The following is a 25021-nucleotide window of genomic DNA, read 5'->3' as shown; positions in this document are numbered from 1 at the left end:
GCGGTGAAGCAGAAGATCGGTCTCTCCCTGGGCCTGGCCCTGATCCTGGTCTGGTGCCTCCTGCCGGTGGCCTGGATCATCTCGCTGTCGTTCAAGTCCCAAGGGGCGATCACCAACGGCAGCGAGGGCTTCCTGCCGCAGCCGGGCGGCGCGGCCGGCTGGGAGAACTACATCGACGTGATCCAGGACGAGCAGTTCCGCCGGGCGATCCTCAACTCCATCGGCATCTCGCTGATCGCCACGCTGCTCTCGGTCGTGATCGCGACCCTGGCGGCGTACGCGATCGCCCGCCTGGAGTTCCGCGGCAAGAAGTTCGTGCTCACCACCGCGCTGGTGATCGCGATGTTCCCCGTGGTCGCCCTGGTCGGCCCGCTGTTCGACATGTGGCGCACGATCGGGATCTACGACACCTGGCTCGGGCTGATCATCCCGTACATGTCCTTCACCCTCCCGCTCGCGATCTGGACGCTCTCGGCGTTCTTCCGCGAGATCCCCTGGGAGATGGAGCAGGCCGCGCAGGTCGACGGCGCCACGTCCTGGCAGGCGTTCCGCAAGGTGATCGTGCCGCTGGCCGCGCCGGGCGTGTTCACCGCCGCGATCCTGACCTTCTTCTTCGCCTGGAACGACTTCGTCTTCGGGATCTCGCTGACCTCGACCGAGGCGGCGCGCCCGATCCCGGCGGCGCTGTCGTTCTTCGTCGGCCCCGACCCGTTCAGCCGGCCCGCCTCGCTGCTGGCCGCCGGCGCCGTCGTCGCCACCATCCCGATCGTCATCATCGTCCTGCTGTTCCAGCGCAAGATCGTCGCCGGCCTCACCAGCGGCGCAGTGAAGGGTTGACCCGCATGGCTGCCATCACCATGAAGAACATCGTCAAGAAGTACGGCGACGGCTTCCCCGCCGTCAACGACGTCTCGATCGACGTGCAGGACGGCGAGTTCATGATCCTCGTCGGCCCCTCGGGCTGCGGGAAGTCGACCCTGCTGCGGATGATCGTCGGTCTCGAGGACATCACCAGCGGCGACATGATCATCGGGGACCGGCGCGTCAACGACCTCGCCCCGCGCGAGCGCAACCTGGCGATGGTCTTCCAGAACTACGCGCTCTACCCCCACCTGACCGTCTACGAGAACATCGCCTTCCCGCTGCGGCTGGCCGGCGCCCCCAACGACGAGGTCGACCGCAAGGTGCGCGAGGCCTCCAAGACCCTCGAGCTCGACGAGCACCTCGAGCGCAAGCCCGGCAACCTCTCCGGTGGCCAGCGCCAGCGCGTGGCGATGGGCCGCGCGATCGTCCGCGATGCCGACGCGTTCCTCTTCGACGAGCCGCTGTCCAACCTCGACGCCAAGCTGCGCGGGCAGATGCGCACCGAGATCGCCCGGCTGCAGAAGCGGCTCGGGATCACCACCGTGTACGTCACCCACGACCAGACCGAGGCCATGACGCTCGGTGACCGGGTGGCGGTGCTCAAGCGCGGAGTCCTCCAGCAGCTCGCGTCGCCCCGCGAGCTCTACACCAACCCCGCGAACCTGTTCGTGGCCGGCTTCATCGGCTCCCCGCCCATGAACTTCCTGCCGGTCACCGTCACCGGCACCTCCGCCGCGCTGCCCTTCGGCGACGTCGAGCTGCCGCAGGACAAGGTCGACCGGGTGCCCGAGGGCAAGCTGCTCATCGCCGGCATCCGACCCGAGCACTTCGAGGACGCCGCGGTCGTCGAGGACTCCCGGCGCGGCCAGGGCTCCACCTTCACCACCAAGGTCGACGTCGTGGAGTGGCTGGGCAACGAGGCGTACGCCTACATCCCCTTCGAGGCCGAGGGCGCGGTCCGCGACCAGCTCACCCAGCTCGAGCGCGACCTCGACGGCGACACCATGCGCAGCCAGCTCGTGGTCTCCCTTGACGGCTCCAGCCGGATCGCCGAGGGCGACGACGCCGAGATCTGGGTCGACGTGCGGCACATGCACCTCTTCGACCCCGAGACCGGCGACAACCTCACCATCGACCTCGACCGCGCCGGCCGCGTGCCGGCCAAGGAGGACCCCGAGGGCACCGCGGCCGCCGAGCAGGTCGCCCAGGGCGCCGCGGCGCACTAGGGAGGCGGCCCAGGTCAGGGCAGCTCGGGCCGGCCCCCGCCCCTCAGCTTGCGGCGCGCCTTGGGCGGGCCCTTGCGGACCACCGTGACGCCGGCCATCACGGCGATGCCCTTCACCCGCACGATCGGCGAGTCGGCGTCGAGGCGCGCCTCGACCTTGTCGCGGCCCTGCTCGAAGGCACCCATGATGCCGATCCCCTCCATCACGACCTGGGTGCGCTCGTTGACGACGATGTCGATCCCCGCCCAGAACGCACCACAGGTGATCACGGTCTCCCGGCTGGTGAAGACCGCCTCCCGCAGGTCGATCTGCACCCCGCCCATCAGCGCGTACGCCTGGTGCGTGGGGCCGACCTCCCACGCACCCTTGCGGTCGCACCCGCCCAGGATCGCCACGGAGAGGTCGTGGCGCGTGGCGACCTGCGGTATGCCGCCGGCCGGCCGCGGCGCGGGGGCGGTCGGCCACCCCGGGGCCGCGCCGGGGACCGCGGGCAGGTCGCTCACGATCGGCACCAGGTCGCGGTAGACCTTCGCGGCGTACGTCGCCTCCAGCCGCTCGTCGAGCTCGTCGAGGTCGAGCCGCCCCTCGGCAGCCGCCTCACGGAGCACCTCCGCCGTCCGGTGCCGGTCGGCGTCGGAGACGCGCAGGAGGGAGGGGTCCGCGGGTCCGTGCTCGGGGCTGCTCTCCATGGCCCAAGCCTAGGGCGACCGGCGGGGGCGGGGCACCGGACGCCGCGACATGTCTCCCTCCCCTCCCGTCCCCGCCGAGTCGGCACTTCTGGTGCGCCGAGTGCTCACTTCCGGCGCGCCGAGTGCTCACTTCTGGAACGGCGACTCGGCACTTCCTGGGGGCTGGGGGACAAAAGTGCCGACTCGCCCCGCACGAAGTGCCGACTCGGCGGGTGGGGGGGTGGGGGTGGAGGGGGTGGGGGGTGGGTGGAGGGGGAGGTCAGTCCGCGACCACGAGGACCGGCACCGGCTCCACACCGATGCGGACCCGGTCCCCGACCTGGAGGGCGGCGGCCCGCGAGCTCGGCAGCTGCGCGATGAGCAGCGTGCCGTCGCCGAGCCTCACCGACGCCCGGGAGACCGGGCCGAGGAACGCGATCGCGGCCACCGTGCCCTCCCCCGCGGCGTCGGCCTCGAGCCGCACCGCCTCGGGGCGGACCAGCGCGACCCCGGAGCCGCCGGCAGCCGAGCCGGGCAGCACGTCGACGGTCGCGTCGAGCACCCGTGCCCGGCCGTCGACGACCTTGGCCGGCAGCCGGTTGCTCAGCCCGACGAACGAGCCGACGAAGGGCGTGGCGGGGGCGTCGTACAGCTCGGCCGGCGGCGCGATCTGCTCGAGGCGGCCGGCGTTCATCACCCCGACCCGGTCGGCGACGGCGAGCGCCTCCTCCTGGTCGTGGGTCACGAACAGCGTGGTGGTGCCGACGTCGAGCTGGACGCGGCGGATCTCGTCGCGCAGCTGGACGCGGACCTTGGCGTCGAGCGCGGAGAGCGGCTCGTCGAGCAGCAGCACCGCCGGCTCGATGGCGAGCGCCCGGGCCAGCGCGACGCGCTGCTGCTGACCGCCGGAGAGCTGGTGGGCGTAGCGGTCGGCGTGCTGCCCGAGCCCGACGAGGTCGAGCACGTCCCCGGCGCGGCGGCGCCGCTCGGCGCGCGAGCGGCCCCGCAGCTTCAGCCCGAAGGCGACGTTGTCGAGCACCGTGAGGTGCGGGAAGAGGCTGTAGGCCTGGAAGACCATGCCCATGTCGCGCTTGTTCGGCGGGACGCCGGTGACGTCGCGGCCACCGACCGAGACCGAGCCGGCGTCGGGGCGCTCGAGCCCCGCGAGGATCCGCAGCGCGGTGGTCTTGCCGCAGCCCGACGGACCGAGCAGGACGACCATCTCCCCCGGCGCGAGGCTGAGGTCGAGACCGTCGAGGGCGTGCACGTCGCCGTAGGAACGGCGCAGCCCGGACAGCTCGACGGCCACCCCGGTGGCGGTCGTCGTGCGCTTCTCGGAGTCCTTGTCAGGGTCCATCTCAGGTCCTCCCGGAGGTGGGGCGGCGGCGGTCGAGGAGCGAAAGACCGACCAGCAGCAGGGCGGCGAACAGGATCGAGGCGAGCGCGGCCGCCATCGAGGCCGGGGCGTCGCTCTTCTGGAGCAGGACGAGCACCACCGGCAGGGTGTCGAAGTTCAGCAGCGAGGCGACGGTGTACTCCCCGAGCACCAGCGCGATCGAGATGAACGCCGCGCCGAGCACGCCCGGCCAGATGTTCGGCACGATCACCCGGATGATCACGGTGGTCCAGCCCGCGCCGAGCGAGCGGGCCGCCTCGGACAGCGTGGTGGAGTCGATCGCCGAGAGCGCCACGTCGACCGAGCGGTAGGCGTAGGGCAGTACCAGCACGACGTAGATGAACGTCAGGGTGAGCGGGGAGTCGCCGACGAGGTAGTCGACCCACGCGTAGACGTTGCTGAGGCCCACGACGATGACCAGCGCCGGGATCGTCAGCGGCAGCAGGCAGAGGAACTCCACCAGGCGGGTCGCGCGCGGGATCCGCAGCCGGACCCAGACCATCGTCGGCACGAGCAGCACGACCATGCCGACGACCGTGAGCACCGCGAGCGTCAGCGAGGTGCGGATCGCCTCGGTCAGGGTCGGGTCCTCGACCAGCGAGGCCCACGCCGTGCCGGTGCGCTCCCCCGTGCGCGGGTCGGTGATGCTGAAGTCGAGCAGCGCGACCAGCGGCAGCAGGAAGAACGCCGCGAACGCGAGCAGGAGCAGGTAGCGGACCGTGCGGCCCACGACGGCGCTCACCGCAGCCACCTCGACGTACGTCGCAGCAGCCAGGCGTAGAGCGCCATGACGATCGCGACGACCACGACCATCTCCAGGGCGAGCGCGAAGCCGAAGTCCTGCTGGCCCAGGACGATCTCCGAGGTCAGCGCCGAGCGGATCAGCAGCGGAGTGATCGGCGAGCCCTGGCTGATCAGCGCGGCGGCGGTGGCGTAGGCGGCGAAGGCGTTGGCGAAGAGCAGCAGCGCCGAGCCGAGGAACGCCGGACGCAGCAGCGGGATCGCCACGCGCGTCCAGTACTGCCACGGGGTGGCGCCGAGGTTGACCGCAGCCTCGCGCCACTGCGGGCGCAGCCCCTCGAGGGCGGGGAGGAAGACGATCACCATGAGCGGGATCTGGAAGTAGGTGTAGACCAGCACCAGCCCCGGGAGCTCATAGAGCCACGGGAAGCCGGCCTCGGAGGTGCCGATGGTGCGGGCGAGCAGGTCGGTCAGCAGGCCGCTGAAGCCCAGGGTCGCCAGCCAGGCGAAGGCCAGGGTGACGCCGCCGAACTGCGCGAGCACGCCGCACAGCGAGGTGACCACGCGGCGCGTGATGCTGGTCGGCGGGGCGCTGAGCACCAGCTGGGCGAGCACCGCACCGAGGACGGCGCCGATCGCCGCGGAGATCAGCGACAGCAGGACGCTCTCGCGCAGCGCGCGCAGCGGCGTCTCCTCGCCGAGCGCCTTGATCCGGTCCAGCGTGAAGCCGCCGCCCTCGCCGGAGAAGGCGCCGACGAGCACGGTCACGGTCGGGACGACCAGGAAGATCGCGACGTAGACCAGGAACGGGAGCAGGCCGACGGCCGGCCCGACGCTCGCGCGCCGGGCCGACCGCGGTGCACCGGACGTCGTACCCGACGTGCCGGTGACGGGGGCTACGGTGCTCAGCCGATTGCCTTCGCCCAGTTGTCGGCGAGGTACGCCGCCATCGACTCGGTCTGCTCATTGGTCGGGATCACCGGGTCACCGGTGACCTCGGGCAGCGCGTCGTAGAGCTCGGTGTCGATCGTGCCGGCCTCGGCCATCGCCTCGGCGCGGACCGGTCGGGCACCGCCGGCGAGCCAGAGGTTCTGGCCCTCGTCGCTGTAGAGGAACTCCTGCCAGAGCCGGGCGGCCGCGGGGTTCGGCGCGTCCTTGTTGATCGCCTGGAAGTAGTAGCCGGCGACGACGGCGTCCTCCGGCACGAAGACCTCCCAGCTGTCGAGCTTCTGGGACTCGACGGCGTTGAGGTAGTCCCAGTCGATGACGACCGGGGTCTGGCCCGAGGCGATGGTGGCCGGCGTCGGGTCGACGGGAAGGAAGTTGCCGGCCGCCTTCAGCCGCTTGAAGAAGTCGACGCCCGGGGCGATGTCGTCGGCCGTGCCGCCGTTGGCGAGCGAGGCCATGACCACGCCGCTGAACGCGGCGCCGGCCTGGGTCGGGTCGCCGTTGAGGGCGACCTTGCCGCGGAACTCCGGACCGAGCAGGTCCTCCAGCGAGTCGATCTCCGGCACCACGTCGGCGTCGTAGCCGACCGACATGAAGCCCCCGTAGTCGTTGACCCAGGTGCCGTCGGCGTCCTTGAACTCCTCGGGGATCTCGTCGAACGTCTCGACCTGGTAGGGCGCGTACATGTCGGTGTTGGCGAGCGCCACCGACTGGCTGAGGTCGAAGACGTCCGGCGCGCGGTCGGTGCCCTTGAGCTGGTTGGCCGCGTTGATCTCGTCCTGGCTCGCGGCGTCCGGCTGGGCCGAGTTCACCTTGATGTCGTACTTCTCCTCGAACGCCTTGATGATCTCGCCGTAGTTCGCCCAGTCCGGGGGAAGCGCGATCACGTTGAGCTCGCCCTCCTCCTGGGCGGCCTCGATGAGACCCTCCATGCCGCCGAAGTCCTCCGCGGACGTCGCGGCGGCGGCGTCGGTGCCGCCGTTTCCGGAGTCGCCCTCATCGTCGTCTGCCGGCGGCGCACATGCCGCCAGCGCCGACGTCGCGGCGAGCACGACCAACCACTTACGAACCTTCACGTCTAACCTCCTGAGGCGGGGCGCAGTCGCGCCTCGCGCACCCTTGTGGGCACGACCGTCGTGGACGTTACTATCCCGCGGCCCCGACCGGACCGGCCCATGAACTCCCGACGTCGGACCAACGGCCCTGGCGGTCTACGCTGAGCGCTCGTGTCGACCGTTCCCGAGCTCCGCTACTCCGACCTGCTGCCCCTGGGCCCGGACCGCACGCCGTACCGGCTGCTGACCACCGAGGGCGTCTCGACCGTCGAGGTGGACGGGCAGACGTTCCTCAAGGTCTCCCCCGAGGCGATCCGGCTGCTGACCCGCGAGGCGATGCACGACATCGCCCACTACCTGCGCCCGGCCCACCTCGCGCAGCTGCGGCGGATCATCGACGACCCCGAGGCGTCCGGCAACGACCGCTTCGTGGCGCTGGACCTGCTCAAGAACGTCAACATCTCCGCCGGCGGCGTGCTGCCGATGTGCCAGGACACCGGCACCGCGATCGTGATGGGCAAGAAGTCCGAGGGCGTGATCACCGGTGTCGACGACGGCGAGGTCGTCAGCCAGGGCGTGTACGACGCCTACACCCAGCTGAACCTGCGCTACTCCCAGCTCGCGCCGCTGACGACGTACGAGGAGAAGAACACCGGCACCAACCTGCCGGCCCAGATCGAGATCTACTCCACCCCCCAGACCTCGGGGAAGCCGGAGTACAAGTTCCTCTTCATGGCCAAGGGCGGCGGGTCGGCCAACAAGTCGTTCCTGTTCCAGGAGACCAAGGCGATCCTCAACCCGCAGCGGATGCTGTCGTTCCTCGACGAGAAGATCCGCTCGCTCGGCACGGCCGCCTGCCCGCCGTACCACCTCGCGGTCGTCATCGGCGGCACGTCGGCGGAGTTCGCGCTCAAGACCGCCAAGTACGCCTCGGCGCACTACCTCGACGACCTGCCGACCGAGGGCTCGATGGCCGCCCACGGCTTCCGCGACCTCGAGCTGGAGCAGCAGGTCTTCGAGCTGACCCAGTCCTTCGGGATCGGCGCGCAGTTCGGCGGCAAGTACTTCTGCCACGACGTCCGCGTCGTCCGCCTCCCCCGCCACGGCGCGTCCTGCCCGGTCGCGATCGCGGTCTCCTGCTCCGCCGACCGCCAGGCGCTCGGCAAGATCACCCCCGAGGGCGTCTTCCTCGAGCAGCTCGAGACCGACCCGGCGCAGTACATGCCCGACGCCGGCGTCGCCGAGGACATCGCCGGCGGCGAGGTCGTGCCGATCGACCTGAACCAGCCGATGAGCGAGATCCTCGCCGAGCTGCGCAAGCACCCGGTGAAGACCCGGCTCTCGCTGACCGGCCCGCTCGTCGTGGCCCGCGACATCGCGCACGCCAAGATCAAGGAGCGGCTCGACGCGGGCGAGGAGATGCCGCAGTACCTCAAGGACCACCCGGTGTACTACGCCGGCCCGGCCAAGACCCCCGAGGGGATGGCGTCGGGCTCCTTCGGCCCCACGACCGCGGGCCGGATGGACTCCTACGTCGAGCAGTTCCAGGCCGCCGGCGGCTCGATGGTGATGCTCGCCAAGGGCAACCGGTCCAAGGTGGTCACCGACGCCTGCGCCGCCCACGGCGGCTTCTACCTCGGCTCGATCGGCGGCCCCGCCGCCCGCCTCGCCCAGGACTGCATCAAGTCCCAGGAGGTCATCGAGTACCCCGAGCTGGGCATGGAGGCGGTCTGGAAGATCGAGGTCGAGGACTTCCCCGCCTTCATCGTCGTCGACGACCAGGGCAACGACTTCTTCACCGACCCCGCCGGCACCACCACCATCCCGCTCACGGGCCTGCGCGTCCGCTCGGCGCAGTAGGGCAGCAGGACCGCCGCTGACGCAGCAACAGGGCGGCGACCCCCGTGGGGGTCGCCGCCCTGGCGGTCGTGGTCGAGGGTCAGTCCTCGCTGTTCGACTCCACGTTGGCCCGGGGCTTGGCGTTGGGGCCGGCCTCGACGCCCTCCCCGCCCGCACCGTGCGGCTGGTCGGGGTTGCCGGCGACACCCTGGTCGTCCGAGATCGGCTGGTCCTGGGCATCGGCGTCCATCGAGGCGGCCTCGGAGACCTGGCCCTCGGACTGGTCCTTGTTCTCGCTCATGATTCTCCTTCGGGTCGGTGCGCCCGGTACCCGATGGAGCGCGGATCAGCAGGTGGCCGGCAGGTGCTCGTGCCACGATGTCTGCTGAGGTGAGCGTGCGTGCGCGGCCGGCCGGGCCCGCATGGCACGAGGAGCGACCGGCCGAGGAGCGACGCGCGGCGATGTCGAACCCCGACGAGCACGTCGACGTGGTCCGCGCGGAGTCCCCGCGGGGCGAGGTCGTGCTCCGCGAGCGGCACACCGAGCGAGGGCCGAGCGTGCTGGAGCTGCGGGTCAACGGCGTCTTCGTGATGGACACCCTCGAGACCAGCACCGAGCGGGCACTGGCGACGGCGGCGCTCGCGCAGGTCGAGCGGCCGCGGGCGGTCGTCGTGGGCGGACTCGGGCTCGGCTTCACCATGCACGAGGTCCTGGCCGACAGCCGCGTCGAGCGCTGCGCGGTCGTCGAGATCGAGGAGGCGCTCGTCGGGTGGATGCGGGACGGGACGGTCCCCCACGGCCCGGCCCTGCTCGCCGACGAGCGGGTGCAGGTCGTCGTCGCCGACGTGGCCGTCGCGCTCGCCGAGGCCCGCCCGGCGTCGTACGACCTGGTGCTGCTGGACGTCGACAACGGCCCGGGCTTCCTCGTGCACGACGCGAACGCCGCGCTCTACCGCGAGCCGTTCCTGCGCACCGCCCGCGCGGCGCTGCGGCCCGGCGGGGTGCTCGTGGTGTGGTCGGCGGCGCAGGCACCGGAGCTGGAGGCGGCGATGGCGGCGGCGTTCGGCGCCGCGGAGGCGCACCCCCACCCGGTCCGGCTCCAGGAGCGCGAGGAGCACTATTGGCTCTACGTCGCACGGGTACCGGGCCCCGCGTGAGCGACCAGCAGCAGCCCAAGTTCCGCACCGAGCGCGACAGCATGGGCGAGGTCCAGGTGCCTCGCGACGCCCTGTGGCGGGCCCAGACCCAACGCGCCGTCGAGAACTTCCCGATCTCCGGCACGCCCATCGAGCCGGCCCTGATCCACGCGATCGGCCTGGTCAAGGCAGCAGCCGCCACGACCAACGGCGAGCTGGGCGTCCTCGACGCCGCGCACGCCGACGCGATCGTGGCCGCCGCGAGCGAGGTCGCCGAGGGCCGGCACGACGCGGAGTTCCCCGTCGACGTCTTCCAGACCGGCTCGGGCACCAGCTCGAACATGAACGCCAACGAGGTCATCGCCTCGCTGGCCTCCCGCGCCGGCACCGACGTGCACCCCAACGACCACGTCAACGCCAGCCAGTCCAGCAACGACACCTTCCCCACCGCGATCCACGTCGCGGCCGCACTGGCCGTCGTCGACCAGCTGCTGCCGGCGCTCGACGTGCTGGGGAGCAGCCTGGAGGCCAAGGCCGAGGAGTTCGGCGGCCTGGTGAAGTCCGGGCGCACGCACCTGATGGACGCCACCCCGGTGATGCTGGGCCAGGAGTTCTCCGGCTACGCCGCGACCGTGCGGTACGCCGCCGAGCGGCTGGAGTCGGTCCTCCCCCGCGTCCGCGAGCTGCCGCTGGGCGGCACCGCCGTCGGCACCGGCATCAACACCCCGCCCGGGTTCGCCGCCCGCGTCATCGACGTGCTCGCGGAGCGCACCGGCCAGCCGTTCACCGAGGCCCGCAACCACTTCGAGGCCCAGGGCACCCGTGACTCCCTCGTCGAGCTCTCCGGGGTCCTGCGGACGATCGCGGTCGGCCTGACCAAGATCTGCAACGACCTGCGCTGGATGTCCTCGGGCCCGACGACCGGGCTGGCCGAGATCCACCTGCCCGACCTCCAGCCGGGGTCGAGCATCATGCCCGGCAAGGTCAACCCGGTCCTGCCCGAGGCGACGCTCATGGTGTGCGCCCAGGTGATCGGCAACGACGCGGCCGTCGGGTTCGCCGGCGCGAGCGGCAGCTTCGAGCTCAACGTCGCGATGCCGGTGATGGCGCGCAACGTGCTGGAGTCGGTGCGGCTGCTGGCGACGTCCTCCACCGTGCTCGCGCAGCGCTGCGTCGACGGGATCACCGCCGACGCCGACCGGATGCGGCAGTACGCGGAGTCCTCGCCGTCGGTCGTGACGCCGCTGAACAAGCACATCGGCTACGAGTCCGCCGCGAAAATCGCCAAGCAGGCCCTCGCCGACGGCGCGACCATCCGCGAGACGGTCCTGCGGATGGGGTTCGTCGAGCGCGGCGAGCTCACCGAGGAGCAGCTGGACGAGGCGCTCGACGTGGAGTCGATGACCCACCCCTGAGCGCCTCCACCGGCGCTCGTGATGCCGAGCGTGCGCCAGGGCGCACGCTGGGCATCACGAGACCATTGCTCTCGGCCCGAGATACGCGGCCAGACCGGGAACCGCGAACAAGCCCCGCGTTCGTCCCCTAGCGTGCCGCGGGAACCGGCCCAGGCGCGGCCGGGCCACGACACCGTTCCGGGGGACGAGAGTGAACAATCCAGCAGCAGCCAACCTGGTCGCGACCACCATCGGGACCGTCAAGTGGGTCGCCGTCGCAGGGTTCGCGCTCCTGGGGGCCTTCGGGGTCCTCGGTGGGCTCCTCAGCGGCGAGGTGTCGGGCGTCCTCGTCGGGCTCATGGTGCTGGTCGGCTCGAGCCTGTGCGCCCTGCTCATGTGGGTGCTCTTCGGGTGGTTCGAGCAGACGCTGCGGATGCTCGCCGACATCGCGGTGAACACCGGGTCGCGCACCGCAGCGCCCTCGCCGCCCGGCTACTGACCGGCCGCCAGGACGACCGCCACAGCGGTCAGTACCAGTTGTGGCCCTGCTTGAAGGACCAGGCGTTGCACGGCGACCCGTAGGCGTCGCGGATGTAGCCCAGGCCCCACCGGATCTGCGAGGCCGCGGAGGTCATGTAGTCGGCCGGCAGGTCGTGCAGCTGGGTGAGCGCCTGCGGGATGCCGTACGCCGAGGAGGTGGGGTTGTCGGCGTCGATGCGCCAGTCGCTCTCGCTGACCCACAGCGAGTCCAGGCAGGAGAACTGGTCGGCGCCGAAGCCGAACTCGGGCAGCATCGCCCGCGCGATGTCGCGGGGGTCGGCCTCGGAGAGGTCCTGGGAGCGGGTGATCGCCTGGGTGGCCCCGCGGCCCATGCCCTGGGTGAGGGTCGCCTGCTTGGCCGGGTCGGCCTGCTCGCGCCGGTCCGAGGACCGGCTCGCGGGCTCGGCGCGGTCGCCCAGGTCGCCCAGGCCGCCCCGATCGGCCGAGTCCGCCGCGTCGGTGCGGTCGGCCGGGTCGGTGCGGACGTCGGTGGTGGTCGCCCCGGTCAGCCGGGCGTCGGCCACCGAGGCCACGTCGCCGGTTGCGGCGGTGACCGTGGCGCTGACGGCGGGCGGCTCGTGGACGACGCCGCTGGCGATGGCCGCGCCGGTCGTGGCGACGGCGACGCCGGAGAGCAGTGCGGTGGTGCGCAGGGCCTGTCGGGGGGCCCGGGAGAGCCGGGGCTCGGCGGAGCCGCGGTGCTTCGGGACGTGCTTGACGTGCTTGGACAAGAGAGGGACACCCACGGGTAGAGGCAACTGACCCGGGCCACCTTGCCCGAGACCCATGGGCCCCGCAAAAGCGGCCCGCCGGCGGATTCCGCGATCCGGCGGGGCGGGTGGCACACGAGCCACACCCGCCCCGCCGGCCCCAGTGGTCCAGACCGGACGTGACCGATGACCTATCCGATCCCCTATCCGATGCCCTGGCCGATCCCCTATCCGATGCCCCTGACCGATGGCTACAGCGTGACGTTCTCCAGCATCTCGGTCACCAGCGCCGCGATCGGCGAGCGCTCGGAGCGGGTGAGGGTCACGTGGGCGAACAGCGGGTGGCCCTTGAGCTTCTCGATCACCGCCACGACGCCGTCGTGCCGGCCCACCCGGAGGTTGTCGCGCTGGGCCACGTCGTGGGTGAGGACGACCTTGGAGTTCGCGCCGATCCGCGAGAGCACCGTCAGCAGCACGTTGCGCTCCAGCGACTGGGCCTCGTCGACGATGACGAACGCGTCGTGGAGGGACCGGCCGCGGATGTGGGTCAGCGGCAGCACCTCGAGCATCCCGCGGTCGAGGACCTCCTCGATGACCTCCTTCGAGGTCATCGCGCCGAGGGTGTCGAAGACCGCCTGGGCCCAGGGGCCCATCTTCTCGGCCTCCGAGCCGGGCAGGTAGCCCAGCTCCTGACCGCCGACGGCGAACAGCGGCCGGAAGACCACGACCTTCTTGTGCTGGCCGCGCTCGAGGACCGCCTCCAGGCCGGCGCACAGCGCCATCGCGGACTTGCCGGTGCCGGCCCGCCCGCCGAGGGAGACGATGCCGACCTCGGGGTCGAGCAGCAGCTCCAGCGCGATCCGCTGCTCGGCGGAGCGGCCGTGGATGCCGAACGCCTCGCGGTCGCCGCGGACGAGGTGGACCCGCTTGTCGGGGCCGACCCGCCCGAGCGCGGTGCCGCGGTCGGAGAGCAGCACCAGGCCCTGGTGGCAGGGCAGGTCGCGGGCCTCGACCAGGTCGAGCACGGCGTCGTCGTACAGCTCGTCGAGCTCGCCGGCGGTGACCTCCAGCTCGGCCATCCCGGAGTAGCCGGTGTCGGAGTCGCTGACCGCCTCCGCGCGGTACTCCTCGGCGCCGAGGCCGACCGCGGAGGCCTTGATCCGCAGCGGGAGGTCCTTGGAGACCAGGGTGACCGCGTGGCCCTCGGCGGCGAGGTTCGTGGCGACGGCCAGGATCCGGGTGTCGCTGTCGCCGAGCCGGAAGCCGGAGGGCAGCGAGGTGGGGTCGGTGTGGTTGAGCTCGACCCGCACCGTCCCGCCCTCGTCCCCGACCGGCACCGGCTCGTCGAGGCGGCCGTGGGTGATCCGCAGCTCGTCGAGCATCCGGAGGGCGCTGCGGGCGAAGAAGCCCAGCTCCGGGTGGTGCCGCTTGCCCTCGAGCTCGGTGATCACGACCACCGGCAGGACGACCTCGTGCTCGGCGAACCGGCGGATCGCGCCGGGGTCGGCCAGCAGGACGCTGGTGTCGAGGACGTAGGTCCGGGCGGAGGGCGCCGGACGGGCGCTGGTGCGGGTGCTGCTGGTGGTCCGGGTCTGCTTGGCCGTGGTCGCCACGGTTCACCCCTCACGGACCGGCACGCGCACTCGACGCCCCGGTCCTGGCTCACACGGTGGACCGGGACCGGGCCGGCAGGCCGGAGTGCCGGCCCCCTCGCGCGCGACAGGTGGCGACCTGCCCTGCGCTGCAGTCGTGATCGCTCACGAGCCGACCTCCCGACGCGGGTGGCTTCCCCACCGCCCGCTGCCTCGGAAAGTACGCCGCGTGCCGCTCCCCCGGCCGCGACACGCCCCGACGCGTGCGTGAACATCGCGAAACTTCTCAGCGATCGGGGGTCATGCGCCGAAGCGGCGCTCCCGCTGGGCGTAGGCCCGGATGGCGCGGAGGAAGTCGACGCGGCGGAAGTCGGGCCAATAGGCCTCGCAGAAGTAGAACTCCGACTTCGCGCTCTGCCACAGCAGGAAGCCGCCGAGCCGCTGCTCCCCCGAGGTGCGGATGACCAGGTCCGGGTCGGGCTGGCCCTTGGTGTAGAGGTGGTCGGCGATGTGCTCGACGTCGAGCTGCTCGGCGAGCTCCTCGAGGCTGGTGCCGCGCTCGGCGTGCTCCTGGAGCAGCGAGCGGACCGCGTCGGCGATCTCGCGGCGACCGCCGTACCCGACCGCGATGTTGACCAGCATCCCGTCGACGTCGCGGGTCGCCTCGGCCGCGGCCTTGAGCCGCTCGGCGGTGCGGGCCGGCAGCAGGTCCAGCGCACCGACCGGGTGGAGGCGCCAACGCCGCTGGGCGGCCAGGCTGGCGACGGCCTCCTCGATGATCTCCAGCAGCGGGGCGAGCTCCGCGGCCGGGCGGTTGAGGTTGTCGGTGGAGAGCAGCCACAAGGTGACCACCTCGATGCCGACCTCGTCGCACCAGCCGAGCAGGGGCTCGATGTTGGCGGCGCCCGCCCGGTGCCCGTGCGCGGTGTCGCGGCCCACGGCCCGGGCCCAGCGGCGGTTGCCGTCGAGCATCACGCCCACGTGCTTGGGCAGCTGCTCGGTCGACAGCCGGCGGAGCATCCGAGCCTCGTAGGCCGGGTAGAGCACCCGCCGCAGGCCACGCTTCCAGTCCGCCACGCAGAGCAGGGTACGCCGCCCCGCCACCGTGACGTACAGCGTCACACCCCGCCACCGGAGCGTTCGGCCGGCGCGGTCGGTACCGTCGACTCGTGAGCCGGACCGACGACGTGCGCGCCGGGCTCGAGAACCGCCTCGAGCACCTCGGCGACTCCTTCCACGACACCATCGCCGAGATCAAGCCCAAGCTCCGCGGCTGGCTGCACCTGGCGAGCGCGCCGCTCACCCTGGTGGCCGGGATCGTGCTGGTCGCCCTCTCCCCCGACGCCACGACGCGAGTCGGCTCGGCGGTCTTCTGCGGGACCGGGCTGCTGCTGTTCACCGTCTCGGCGATCTACCACACCGGCACCTGGTCGCCGCGGACGTGGGCGTTCCTGCGCCGCTTCGACCACTCCAACATCTTCCTGCTCATCGCCGGCTCCTACACCCCGTTCGCGCTCATGCTCCTCGAGGGCGGGCAGCGGGCCACGCTGCTGTCGGTGGTGTGGTCGGGGGCGCTGCTCGGCGTCGGCTTCCGAGTCTTCTGGACCGACGCCCCACGCTGGCTCTACGTGCCGATCTACATCGCGCTCGGCTGGGCCGCGGTGTTCTTCATCCCGGGCCTGCTCGACGGCGCGCTCGAGCTCGGCATGGGCATCGGCGTCACGACGTTCGGGATGATCGTGGCCGGTGGGATGCTCTACACGCTCGGCGGCGTCGTCTACGGCTTCCAGCGGCCGGACCCGTGGCCGCACTGGTTCGGCTTCCACGAGGTCTTCCACACCTTCACGGTCCTGGCCTTCGCCGCGCACTACGTCGGCGTCTCGCTGGCGACCTACTCGCTGCGCTGAGGCGTACGCCGCCGGGCCGGTGGCGCGGTGGTCGCCCGCAGCACCAGCTCGGTCGGCAGCACCACCTCCGTCGGGACCTCCGCGGGACCGTCCGCCGGGGCCTCCCCGAGCCGGGCGAGCACCTGGCGGGCGGCCGTGCGGCCCTGCTCGTCGACCTGCTGTCGCACGGTGGAGAGGTCGAAGAACGGCGCCGCCTCGTGGTCGTCGATGCCGATGACCGACAGGTCGCCGGGGACCGCGAGCCCGGCCTCGCGCGCCGCGCGCAGCACGCCGATCGCCATCTCGTCGGAGGCGGCGAAGACAGCGGTCGGGCGTGACGGGGACGCCAGCAGGTGCCGGCCCGCGGCCAGGCCGCCGGTCATCGTGAACATCCCGTCGACCTCCAGCGCGGGGTCGGCCTCGAGCCCGGCGTCGGCCAGTGTGGCGCGGTACCCGTCGCGGCGGCTGGTCGGGACGGCCGAGTCGACCGGGCTCTCGCCCAGCCCGCCGACGTACCCGATCCGGCGGTGACCGAGGTCGAGCAGGTGCTGCACGGCCGAGCGGGCCGCGGCGCGGTCGTCGATCCGCACGCTCGGCCAGCCCTCCACCGAGGCGCCGACCAGGCCGACCGGCCGGCCGCCGCGGTGCAGCAGGAGCACCTCGTCGGGAGTGGGGGTCAGGCCGAGCACGAGCACGGCGTCCGCGCGCTTGGTGAGCAGGCCCGTGCCGAAGACCCGGTGCCGGGCGGCGGGGTCGCCGGCGAGGTTGTAGAGCAGCAGGTCGTAGCCGCGCTCGCGCAGCACCTGCTCGGCGCCGTGGACGACGGTCCCGAAGAACCACCGCGTCACGAACGGCACCACGACCGCGACGGTGCGCGTGCGGCCCGTCGCGAGCCCGCTGGCGCTGGCGCTGGGCACGTAGCCCAGCCGCACCGCCGCCTCCTCCACGCGACTGCGCGTCGCGGCGGAGACCCGCGGCAGGCCGCGCAGGGCGCGGGAGACGGTCGCGGTGGAGACCCCGACCTCGCGGGCGAGGTCGTCGATGCTGGTCATCGGGCCCCCACCCGCGGGCCGGTCACCCCTTGACGCTTCCGGCCAGCAGGCCGCGGACGAAGTAGCGCTGCAGGGCGAGGAAGACGATCAGCGGCACCACGAGCGAGACGAACGCGCCCGCCGAGAGCAGGTACCAGTCCTGGCCGCGCGTGCCCGAGAGCTCCGCGAGGCGCACCGTCAGCGGCGCGATCTCGGGGTTGGAGCCGAAGACCAGCGCGACGAGCAGGTCGTTCCAGACCCAGAGGAACTGGAAGATGCCGAACGCCGCGATCGCCGGCGCCATGAGCGGCAGCATGATCCGCGTGAAGATCTGCACGTGGCCGGCGCCGTCGACCCGGGCGGACTCGATGAGCTCGCCGGGGATCTGCTTCATGAAGTTGTGCAGCAGGTAGATCGCCAGCGGCAGCGCGAAGATCGAGTGCGAGAGCCAGATCGTGTAGAGCCCGCCGCCGGGGGCGTCGGAGCCCGCCAGCGGCATCAGGTTGAACGGCGGCTGCACGTAGAGCTTGAGCAGCGGGATCATCGTGACCTGGATCGGCACGATCTGCAGGGCGAAGATCGCCACGAACAGGAAGTCGCGCCCGGGGAACCGCATCCACGCGAAGGCGTAGGCCGCCATCGTCGCGATGCTGATCGGGATCAGCACCGAGGGGATCGTGATGACGACCGAGTTGACGAAGTACGTCGCCAGGTTGGTCGTCGAGCCGTTGAGCACCTCGTCGTAGTTGTCGAGGGTGAAGTCCCAGTTCCACAACGCCGTCCACCAGCCGCTGCGCGTGATCTCGGAGTCGGGACGGAACGAGGTGACCAGGAGCCCGAAGGTCGGGATCGTCCAGACCACGGCGATGACGACGGCGGCCAGCGAGGCCCACGGGGAGCTCAGCCCGCGCTTGGCGGTCGCGGCGACCGACTCCTGCTGCTGGGCGACGACGACCTCGACGCCCCTCTCCTCCGGGATGACGGTCATCGTGCCTCCAGCTTGCGCATCTGACGGACGTTGTAGATCACGATCGGCAAGACCAGCAGGAAGATCAGGACGGCGATCGCGGTGGCCGTGCCCTGGTCGTAGGAGCGGAAGTACTCCACGTAGAACTGGTAGGCCAGCACGCTCGTGTCGTAGTTGCCGCCGGTGGTGGTGCGGACGATGTCGAAGGCCTTGAGCGTGGTGATGCTGATGGTGGTGAGCACGACGATGAGCGAGGGCCGGATGCTCGGCACGGTGATGTACCGGAACATCTTCAGCCCGCCCACGCCGTCGAGGCGGGCCGCCTCGATGATGTCGTCGGGGATCGCCTTGATCGAGGCCGAGAGGATCGTCATCGCGAAGCCGGCCTGGACCCAGATCAGGATGACGATGAGGAAGACGGTGTTCCACGGCTCGGTGAGCAGGAACCGGTAGGAGTCGAGGCCGAGCCAGTTGAGCAGCTGGTTGGCCAGGCCGATCTGGCCGCGGCTGCTGTCGCGGTAGTCGTAGACGAACTTCCAGATGATCGAGGCGCCCACCAGGGAGATCGCCATCGGCAGGAAGATCAGCGCCTTGGCGACCTTCTCGAACCGGGAGTTGTCGACGAGGACGGCGTAGACCAGCCCGACCAGGGTGGAGACGAGCGGCACGAGGATGACCCAGGCGGCGGTGTTGAGCAGCACGCGCACCTGGTCGGAGTCGGTGAAGATCCGCTGGTAGTTCTCCAGCCCGACGAACGCGCTGCCGGTGTTGTCCCGGAAGGACTGGTAGATGCTGGTGATGGCCGGGTAGAGCAGGCCGAGCGCGATCAGCGCGACCGCCGGCAGCACGAAGGCCGCCGACTGGACGAGCTCGCCGCGCCGCGACCGGAGCCGCTGGGTGACCAGGAGGATCAGCGCGACCACGGCGAAGAACACCGCGACCGCGATCGCCATCTGGGTGAACTTCTCACCGGTGGACATGGGGCACTCCGGAGGGCTCGGGCCGGGCTCGGGGCACAGCGGCCGGACGACGTACGACGGGGCGGGGCGCCGGTGACGACGAGACCCTCCCGGCCGGCCGCGGCCGACCGGGAGGGTTGCGTCACTCGGGGAGGTCAGTCCTCCCAGGACTCCTCGATCTTGGTCAGGGAGTCCTTGCTGCTCTGGTCCTGGGCGAGCCAGGCGGTCATCTCGGTCCAGAAGGAGCCGGCGCCGACGGCACCGGGCATCTGGTCGGAGCCGTCGAAGCGGAAGACCGCCTCGGGGTCCTGGAAGATCTCCGCCGACAGCTGGTCGATCGGGCTGGTGAGGTTGGAGATCTCCAGGCCGGTGTTGGCGCTGACCCAGCCGCCGCCCGGGGTGGCCTTGGCCTTCTCGTTGGCCCAGGTGTCGCTGGCCAGGAATGTCTGGAAGGCCTGCACCTCGGGCTCGTCGGAGAACGCCGCGACGAACTCGCCGCCGCCGAGGACCGGGGTGCCGGCCTCGTCGCCGATGGCGGGCAGGTAGAAGGCGAAGACGTCGCCGTCCTCGGCGATGTTGGTGCCCTCGGGCCAGTTCGCGGCGTAGAAGCTCGCCATGCGGTGCATGGCGCACTCGCCGTCGAGGATCGGCAGGCCACCCTCCTGGAAGGGGGTGGTCGCGATCGACTTCACGTCGCCGATGCCGCCGTTGACGTAGTCCTCGTTCTTGAGGATCTCGCCGACGGTGTCGAGGCCCTCGACGACCGCGGGGTCGTTGAAGGGGATCTCGTGGTTGACCCACTGGTCGTAGACGTCGGGCCCGCCGGTGCGGAGCAGGACGTCCTCGAGCCAGTCGGTGGCCGGCCAGCCGGTGGCCTCGCCGGACTCGATGCCCGCGCACCAGGGCTTGATGTCGCCGGCCTTCGCGATCTGGTCGGAGAGGGCGATCATGTCGTCCCAGGTCTCCGGGACCTCCCAGCCGTTGTCGGCGAACATCTGCGGGGAGTACCAGACGAAGGACTTCACGTTGCCGCCGAGCGGCGCGGCGTAGAACTTGTCATCGACCGTGCCGTAGGCCTTCCAGTCCTCGCCGAAGAACTCATCGACGTTCTTGGCGGCACCCTCGGGCGCCTCGACGACCTTGCCGGTGCCGACGAGGGTCTTGAGCAGACCCGGCTGCGGGATGTAGGCGATGTCCGGCGGGTTGCCGGCCTGCACGCGCACCTGGAGCTGGGCCTCGAACTCCTTGGAGCCCTCGTACTTCACGTCGGCCCCGGTGCAGTCCTCGAAGACCTTCCAGGAGTCGATGTGGGGCTGGTCCTCGGGGGCGACGATCGAGGTGTAGACCGTCACGTCGCGGCCGCTGAGGTCACCCCACTCGGTCATCCCCTCGCACTCCGCCTTGCCGTCGCCGGGAGCCGTGCCCCCGGCCGCGCCACCGCCGTCGCTGTCGTCGGCGCAGCCGGCCAGCGCCGCGCTGGCGGCGAGCAGGACGGCCGCCCCTGCGAGGCCTGATCTCTTGAGTGACCGCATGCGTTCTCCCTATCTAGTCCCTGTGGTCGGCCGCTGCGTCGGACACGCGGCCGCCGTTCTGGGCTGATGCAAGCGCTTGCACACTCCGTGGTCAAGGTCACTCGCGCGGCCGTGAGTCACGATTCCGTAACGCAGGCGTGATCCCGCGGAGACCCGGGTGGAAACGCTTCCACTGGTCTGGACCAGCATCGGTGCGGGGACCGCCCACCACCGCGCTCCGCGCCTCACCCGCGGCGACGTACCGTGGAGCCATGGCGACCATCGAGCTGACCGCTGCGAACTTCGAGCAGAACGTCGCGGACAACGACATCCTGCTCGTCGACTTCTGGGCGAGCTGGTGCGGGCCGTGCCGGCAGTTCGCCCCCACCTACGAGGCCGCCTCCGAGCAGCACACCGACATCACCTTCGGCTCGGTCGACACCGAGGCGCAGCAGGACCTGGCCGCGGCCGCGCGGATCACCTCGATCCCCACGCTGATGGCCTTCCGCGAGGGGATCCTCGTCTACGCCCAGCCCGGCGCGCTCCCGCCCCAGGGGCTCGAGCAGCTGATCAGCGCCGTGCGCGAGCTGGACATGGACGACGTACGCCGGCAGGCCGCCGCGGCCGGCCAGGGCAGCCAGGACGGCGCCGCCTCCTGACGCCCCCCTGACCCCGGCCGGCACCCGAACCGCCGGGGCGCGTGCTTGGATCGAGGGGTGGACGCCGAGGCCTGGGACGAGCGGTACGCCGCCAGCGACCTCGTCTGGTCGGCCGGGCCCAACGTCTTCGTCGAGGCGGAGTGCTCCGGCCTGCCCGCCGGCCGCGCCCTCGACCTCGCCGCGGGCGAGGGCCGCCACGCGCTGTGGCTGGCCCGCCGCGGGTGGCGGGTGACGGCCCTGGACTTCTCCGCCGTCGCGCTCGACAAGGGCCGGCAGGTCGCGGAGGGCTCCGGGCTCGCCGACGCGATCACCTGGGTCCGCGCCGACGCCACGACGTGGCGGCCGCCGGCCGGCACGACCTACGACCTCGCGCTGCTGGCCTACCTCCAGCTGCCGCCAGCGCAGCGGCGGGCGGCCGTGCGCGGGGCGTACGACGCCCTGGCTCCCGGCGGCGCGCTGCTGGTGGTCGCCCACGACCGCACCAACCTCACCGAGGGGGTGGGTGGCCCGCAGGACCCCGAGGTCCTGATGAGCGCCGAGGACGTGCTCGGCGACCTGACCGGCCTCCCCCACGAGGTCGAGCACGCCGGGCGGGCCGGGCGTCGGGTCGAGCCCGGGCACGGCGCGGACGACGCCCCCGCGCGGACCGCCTGGGACTGCGTGGTCCGGGTGCACCGGGCCGCGGGCTGACCCGGGGCGCCGGCCCACGGGGCCCTGGATCAGCCGGTGGGATCAGCCGGCGGGATCAGCCGGCGGGATCAGTCGGTGAGATCAGTCGGTGGGGATGGCCGCGGGGGTGATGGTGACCGTCGCGCGCACGAAGGCGTGGTCGGTGGCGGCCCGGACGGGCGCGCCGTAGTCGACGACGTGGCCGCCGAAGACCACTCCCCCGACGCCCATGATCTTGTCGATCTTGATCGGGCCGGCGCCGACGCACGCGCTCGGCGTCGCGCCGTTGGAGCCGACCATCCCGGTCGCGGCGGAGACCCGGCACCCGAACTCGGTCTTCTCGTTGGTGTCGCCCATCAGCAGCACCGGGCGGCCGGTCGCCTGGAGCCGCTGGACCAGCGCGATCTGGGCACCGGTGGCCGCGTCGCGGTCGGCCTCCTGGTCGCGCGGGGAGTTGTGCAGGTCGATCACCCAGAACTCCCCGCCCGTGGCGCGCTCGCGCAGCAGGACGTAGGGGATCGGGCGCTGCTGGTGGTCGAAGGTCGTGATGATGCTGCCGGTGTCGGCGAGCTCGAAGAGGTCGTTGCGCCAGCCGATCTGGAGGCGGACGCCCTGGTTGCCGAGCGCACGCCCGGGCCAGATCGTCCAGCCGGGCAGCCGGGCCTGGAGCACCGCGAGCTGGTCGTCCTGGACCTCCTGGAGGCCGACCAGGTCGACGCCGCGACCCAGGACCGTGCTCGCGTGGAGGGCGGCGCGACCGGTGCCGTTCGCCCGGTGCTGGCTGCCCTGCACGTTGAGGGTGCCGACCTGGAAGGTGAACGGCGCACCGGGGGCGGCCTCGGCGGTCGCGGCGCGGCCGGCGGCCGGGGCGCGGGGCGCCCGCTCGAGCGGGGCGCCGGCGCGGTGGAGGCGGTAGGCCGGCGGCCGCGGCGGGATCAGCAGCGAGGCGCCCTCCACGCGGGAGCGGGACGCCTCGGGCTCGCGGTCCGCGGAGCGCGAGGCCTCCTGGTCGGTGCGGCCGCTGACCCGGGCACCGGAGACCTCGGTCGGGGCGCCGACCGCGATCGGCACGCGCACCTCGCGCGGGGCCAGGCCGAGCCCGGCCACGACCGCGAGGCCGGTCAGGAGCACAGCCACCCCCAGGGTCACGAGGGAGGTGGAACGGCGGCGCACCCGTGCAGCCTAGCGGCCGCGACGGCCCTGCCCGCCATCCTCCGTCCCGCCCCCTCGCCGGCTGTGACCTCGGTCCCGCCCGCGCTCACCCGCCCGCGCTCACCCGCCCGGGTCACCGGCGGCGTCACGCTGGCTCAGCGACGGCGCAGCGGCTTGACCCGGACCCGGGCGTGGACGAGCTCGTGGTCGCTGGAGCGGCGCACCCGCGGGCCGCGGTCCTCGCGGTAGTGGGAGAAGACCACCTTCTTGCCGCCGAGGACCCAGTCGATGCGCAGGCGGCGGCGGGGCGGCTGGCAGCCGCGGGCCCGGGGCTTGCCGCCGTTCGCGGCGCGCAGGTCGGTCCGGGAGGTCATCTTGCAGTAGAACTCGCGCTTCTCGTTGGCGTCGGCGGTCACGAAGACCGGGGCGCCCTTGCGGCGCAGCCGCTGCACGAGCCGGACCTGCTTGGCGGTCGCGGAGTCCCGCTCCCGCTCCAGGCCCTTGGGCGAGTTGTGGACGTCGACGACGAAGAAGCGCCGGTCGGTACGCCGGTCGCGGAGCTCGACCCACGGGATCGGGCGGGTCTGGCGGTGGAAGCGGGTCATCACGTGGCCGTGGCCGACGAGGCGGAACTGCTTCTTGCGGAACGCGATCTGGAGCCGCACGCCCTGGTTGCCCAGCGCGGTGCCGGGCCAGATCCGGTAGCCGGGCATCCGGTTGCGCAGCACCCGGAGCTGGTCGCGCTGGACCTCCTGCAGGCCGATGACGTCGATGCCGCGCTGGGTGATCGCGCCGGCGGTCCAGCGAGCCCGCTGGGTCCCCGGGGCGTACCCGCCGCGACCCCGGGTGTGCTGGCTGCCGAGCACGTTGAAGGTGCCGATCTTGAACCCGAAGCCGGTCGGCTTGCCGCCCGGCCGGCTCGATGGCTCGGTCGCCGCGCGGGCCGGCGCACCCACGAGGAGGCTCGCGGCGAGGAGCAGCGCCAGGGCGGCCGCGACGGGGAGGCCTCGGATGCCGGTGGGGGTATGTGCTCGAAGCATCCAGGGACGGTAGACAGAACCGGTCCAGACCAGCAAGTCCCAGTGGGGCCGATCAGCGGCGGCGGGGCCGCATCGTGACCGTCGCGCGCACCAGCGGGTGGTCGCTGGCCAGCCGCACCGCGGTGCCCTCGAAGAGGCCGTAGCGGGAGAAGGTCATCGGCCCGCCGCCGAAGATCCAGTCGATCGGCAGGCGGCCCGCCGGGGGCGTGCACGACCGGGGCGACGACGCGGATCCGCCGTTCGGCGCGACCAGGTCGGTGCCGCCGACGATCCGGCAGAACGTCTCGGTGTGCTCGTTCATGTCGCCGACGACGAGGACGGCGCGGCCGGTGGCCCGCAGCTCGCGGACCAGGCGCACGACCTTGCGGGTGGCGGCGTCCCGCTCGGCCTCCAGCCCCCGCGGGCTGTTGTGGTGGTCGACCACGTAGAGCTTGCGGCCGGTGGCCCGGTGCTCGAGCAGCACCCACGGCACGGGGCGGACCTGGCGGTCGAACGGGGCCTGGATGCTGCCGTGGTCGAGCAGCCGGAACATCCAGGACTTCCACGCGATCTGGAGGCGCACCCCGCCGCCGCCGAGCGCCGTCCCCGGCCACACGGTGTACCCCTCGAGCTCGCGGCGCAGCACCGCGAGCTGGTCGGCCTGCACCTCCTGGAGGCCGACGACGTCGATCCCCTTGCGCTCGATGAGGCCGGCGGTGATCGCGGCCCGGACCCGGCCCGGGCCCCAGCCGCCCTTGCCGCGGGTGTGCTGGCTGCCGAGCTGGTTGAAGGACGCGACCTCGAAGGAGGGGCTCGTCGGCCGGGTCACCGGGGCTCCGCTAGCGGCAGCGGCCGCCCCGGCCGGCCCCGCGAGCGGGGTCAGGGCCAGGAGCAGGACGGGGAGCAGGACCGCGGCCAGGAGGCCGGCGACCCGGCGGCCAAGCGCGGGCGTGGTGGGGGGCACCGGGCGACGGTAGGCGGGCCGGCGGCGACGTACGCCGTGAACGCGGCGGCCGCGACCGGCCGGCCGCGGAGATGGCCCACCCGGGCCATCGCGG

Annotated in this window: 25 protein-coding genes; 9 read left to right on the top strand and 16 right to left on the bottom strand. The window is 72.3% G+C overall.

Going from position 1 to position 25021, the window contains the following annotated elements; translation table 11 throughout:
- Window positions 1-3: 3 nt before the first annotated feature.
- Window positions 4-837: a carbohydrate ABC transporter permease gene (locus HPC71_RS04790; protein WP_171896195.1), complete on the top strand. Its 834-nt coding sequence runs from the start codon at window positions 4-6 to the stop codon at window positions 835-837.
- Between the two features lie 5 nt (window positions 838-842).
- Window positions 843-2090 carry an ABC transporter ATP-binding protein gene (locus HPC71_RS04785; protein WP_154613917.1) on the top strand — a complete coding sequence of 416 codons (1248 nt, stop codon included), beginning with the start codon at window positions 843-845 and terminating at the stop codon, window positions 2088-2090.
- Between the two features lie 14 nt (window positions 2091-2104).
- On the opposite strand, the gene HPC71_RS04780 is transcribed toward HPC71_RS04785, so the two are convergent.
- From HPC71_RS04780 to HPC71_RS04760, 5 genes are all read right to left on the bottom strand, one after another.
- Entirely contained in the window at window positions 2105-2779 is a 675-nt protein-coding gene (locus HPC71_RS04780) for a DUF1707 SHOCT-like domain-containing protein (RefSeq protein WP_154613916.1), read from the bottom strand.
- A gap of 259 nt (window positions 2780-3038) precedes the next feature.
- Window positions 3039-4115, bottom strand: coding sequence for an ABC transporter ATP-binding protein (locus HPC71_RS04775; protein ID WP_154613915.1), 1077 nt, complete (start codon window positions 4113-4115; stop codon window positions 3039-3041).
- Between the two features lies 1 nt (window position 4116).
- Window positions 4117-4896, bottom strand: a complete 780-nt coding sequence (locus HPC71_RS04770; RefSeq protein ID WP_216656549.1) for an ABC transporter permease — start codon at window positions 4894-4896, stop codon at window positions 4117-4119.
- Window positions 4893-5663 (bottom strand): ABC transporter permease, encoded by a 771-nt coding sequence (locus HPC71_RS04765; RefSeq protein WP_216656548.1) that lies wholly within the window; start codon window positions 5661-5663, stop codon window positions 4893-4895. The genes HPC71_RS04770 and HPC71_RS04765 overlap by 4 nt, the downstream gene beginning before the upstream one ends.
- A gap of 137 nt (window positions 5664-5800) precedes the next feature.
- Window positions 5801-6919 (bottom strand): ABC transporter substrate-binding protein, encoded by a 1119-nt coding sequence (locus HPC71_RS04760; protein WP_216656547.1) that lies wholly within the window; start codon window positions 6917-6919, stop codon window positions 5801-5803.
- Window positions 6920-7069: 150 nt separating this feature from the next.
- Here HPC71_RS04760 and HPC71_RS04755 point away from each other — a divergent pair, with 150 nt between their 5' ends.
- Complete coding sequence (locus tag HPC71_RS04755; protein ID WP_171896194.1) at window positions 7070-8758, top strand: fumarate hydratase; 1689 nt, start codon at window positions 7070-7072, stop codon at window positions 8756-8758.
- A 79-nt stretch (window positions 8759-8837) separates the two neighbouring features.
- Here HPC71_RS04755 and HPC71_RS04750 read toward each other — a convergent pair whose 3' ends face one another.
- Entirely contained in the window at window positions 8838-9038 is a 201-nt protein-coding gene (locus HPC71_RS04750; protein WP_154613913.1) for a hypothetical protein, read from the bottom strand.
- A gap of 89 nt (window positions 9039-9127) precedes the next feature.
- On the opposite strand from HPC71_RS04750, the gene HPC71_RS04745 reads away from it, so the two are divergent.
- From HPC71_RS04745 to HPC71_RS04735, 3 genes are all read left to right on the top strand, one after another.
- Entirely contained in the window at window positions 9128-9895 is a 768-nt protein-coding gene (locus HPC71_RS04745) for a spermine/spermidine synthase domain-containing protein (protein WP_253943899.1), read from the top strand.
- A complete protein-coding gene (locus HPC71_RS04740) occupies window positions 9892-11289 on the top strand; it encodes a class II fumarate hydratase (RefSeq protein WP_171896192.1) in 1398 nt (465 codons plus the stop codon). Before HPC71_RS04745 ends, HPC71_RS04740 begins: the two co-directional genes overlap by 4 nt.
- 190 nt (window positions 11290-11479) lie before the next feature.
- Window positions 11480-11767, top strand: coding sequence for a hypothetical protein (locus HPC71_RS04735; RefSeq protein ID WP_154613912.1), 288 nt, complete (start codon window positions 11480-11482; stop codon window positions 11765-11767).
- Between the two features lie 28 nt (window positions 11768-11795).
- On the opposite strand, the gene HPC71_RS04730 is transcribed toward HPC71_RS04735, so the two are convergent.
- From HPC71_RS04730 to HPC71_RS04720, 3 genes are all read right to left on the bottom strand, one after another.
- Window positions 11796-12554 carry an aggregation-promoting factor C-terminal-like domain-containing protein gene (locus tag HPC71_RS04730; protein WP_253943898.1) on the bottom strand — a complete coding sequence of 253 codons (759 nt, stop codon included), beginning with the start codon at window positions 12552-12554 and terminating at the stop codon, window positions 11796-11798.
- Window positions 12555-12769: 215 nt separating this feature from the next.
- Window positions 12770-14131, bottom strand: a complete 1362-nt coding sequence (gene phoH2 / locus HPC71_RS04725) for an RNA 5'-3' helicase PhoH2 (protein WP_171896190.1) — start codon at window positions 14129-14131, stop codon at window positions 12770-12772.
- Between the two features lie 279 nt (window positions 14132-14410).
- Window positions 14411-15187 carry an isoprenyl transferase gene (locus HPC71_RS04720; protein ID WP_171896189.1) on the bottom strand — a complete coding sequence of 259 codons (777 nt, stop codon included), beginning with the start codon at window positions 15185-15187 and terminating at the stop codon, window positions 14411-14413.
- Between the two features lie 92 nt (window positions 15188-15279).
- Here HPC71_RS04720 and trhA point away from each other — a divergent pair, with 92 nt between their 5' ends.
- Window positions 15280-16017 carry a PAQR family membrane homeostasis protein TrhA gene (gene trhA / locus HPC71_RS04715; protein ID WP_253943897.1) on the top strand — a complete coding sequence of 246 codons (738 nt, stop codon included), beginning with the start codon at window positions 15280-15282 and terminating at the stop codon, window positions 16015-16017.
- Here the strand turns inward: trhA and HPC71_RS04710 are convergent.
- From HPC71_RS04710 to HPC71_RS04695, 4 genes are all read right to left on the bottom strand, one after another.
- Entirely contained in the window at window positions 16002-17048 is a 1047-nt protein-coding gene (locus tag HPC71_RS04710; protein ID WP_154613911.1) for a LacI family DNA-binding transcriptional regulator, read from the bottom strand. The two genes, trhA and HPC71_RS04710, sit on opposite strands and share 16 nt — an antisense overlap.
- Before the next feature lie 22 nt (window positions 17049-17070).
- Complete coding sequence (locus HPC71_RS04705; protein ID WP_154613910.1) at window positions 17071-18015, bottom strand: carbohydrate ABC transporter permease; 945 nt, start codon at window positions 18013-18015, stop codon at window positions 17071-17073.
- Complete coding sequence (locus HPC71_RS04700) at window positions 18012-18974, bottom strand: carbohydrate ABC transporter permease (protein WP_154613909.1); 963 nt, start codon at window positions 18972-18974, stop codon at window positions 18012-18014. The genes HPC71_RS04705 and HPC71_RS04700 overlap by 4 nt, the downstream gene beginning before the upstream one ends.
- 134 nt (window positions 18975-19108) lie before the next feature.
- Window positions 19109-20485 (bottom strand): ABC transporter substrate-binding protein, encoded by a 1377-nt coding sequence (locus HPC71_RS04695; protein ID WP_154613908.1) that lies wholly within the window; start codon window positions 20483-20485, stop codon window positions 19109-19111.
- 251 nt (window positions 20486-20736) lie between these two features.
- Between HPC71_RS04695 and HPC71_RS04690 the strand changes: the two genes are divergently transcribed.
- Both HPC71_RS04690 and HPC71_RS04685 read left to right on the top strand, forming a co-directional pair.
- On the top strand, window positions 20737-21123 hold the full coding sequence (locus tag HPC71_RS04690; RefSeq protein WP_154613907.1) for a thioredoxin family protein: 387 nt from the start codon (window positions 20737-20739) through the stop codon (window positions 21121-21123).
- Window positions 21124-21180: 57 nt separating this feature from the next.
- Window positions 21181-21813, top strand: coding sequence for an SAM-dependent methyltransferase (locus tag HPC71_RS04685; protein ID WP_171896187.1), 633 nt, complete (start codon window positions 21181-21183; stop codon window positions 21811-21813).
- Window positions 21814-21894: 81 nt separating this feature from the next.
- Here HPC71_RS04685 and HPC71_RS04680 read toward each other — a convergent pair whose 3' ends face one another.
- From HPC71_RS04680 to HPC71_RS04670, 3 genes are all read right to left on the bottom strand, one after another.
- Window positions 21895-22965 carry an endonuclease/exonuclease/phosphatase family protein gene (locus tag HPC71_RS04680; protein ID WP_154613905.1) on the bottom strand — a complete coding sequence of 357 codons (1071 nt, stop codon included), beginning with the start codon at window positions 22963-22965 and terminating at the stop codon, window positions 21895-21897.
- A gap of 134 nt (window positions 22966-23099) precedes the next feature.
- Window positions 23100-23984 carry an endonuclease/exonuclease/phosphatase family protein gene (locus HPC71_RS04675; RefSeq protein WP_154613904.1) on the bottom strand — a complete coding sequence of 295 codons (885 nt, stop codon included), beginning with the start codon at window positions 23982-23984 and terminating at the stop codon, window positions 23100-23102.
- A 52-nt stretch (window positions 23985-24036) separates the two neighbouring features.
- Window positions 24037-24927, bottom strand: a complete 891-nt coding sequence (locus HPC71_RS04670; RefSeq protein WP_154613903.1) for an endonuclease/exonuclease/phosphatase family protein — start codon at window positions 24925-24927, stop codon at window positions 24037-24039.
- Window positions 24928-25021: the final 94 nt, after the last annotated feature.

This window comes from Nocardioides marmotae (genome assembly GCF_013177455.1).
GTDB lineage: Bacteria > Actinomycetota > Actinomycetes > Propionibacteriales > Nocardioidaceae > Nocardioides > Nocardioides marmotae.
This window is presented reverse-complemented; position numbering and strand designations above follow the sequence as displayed.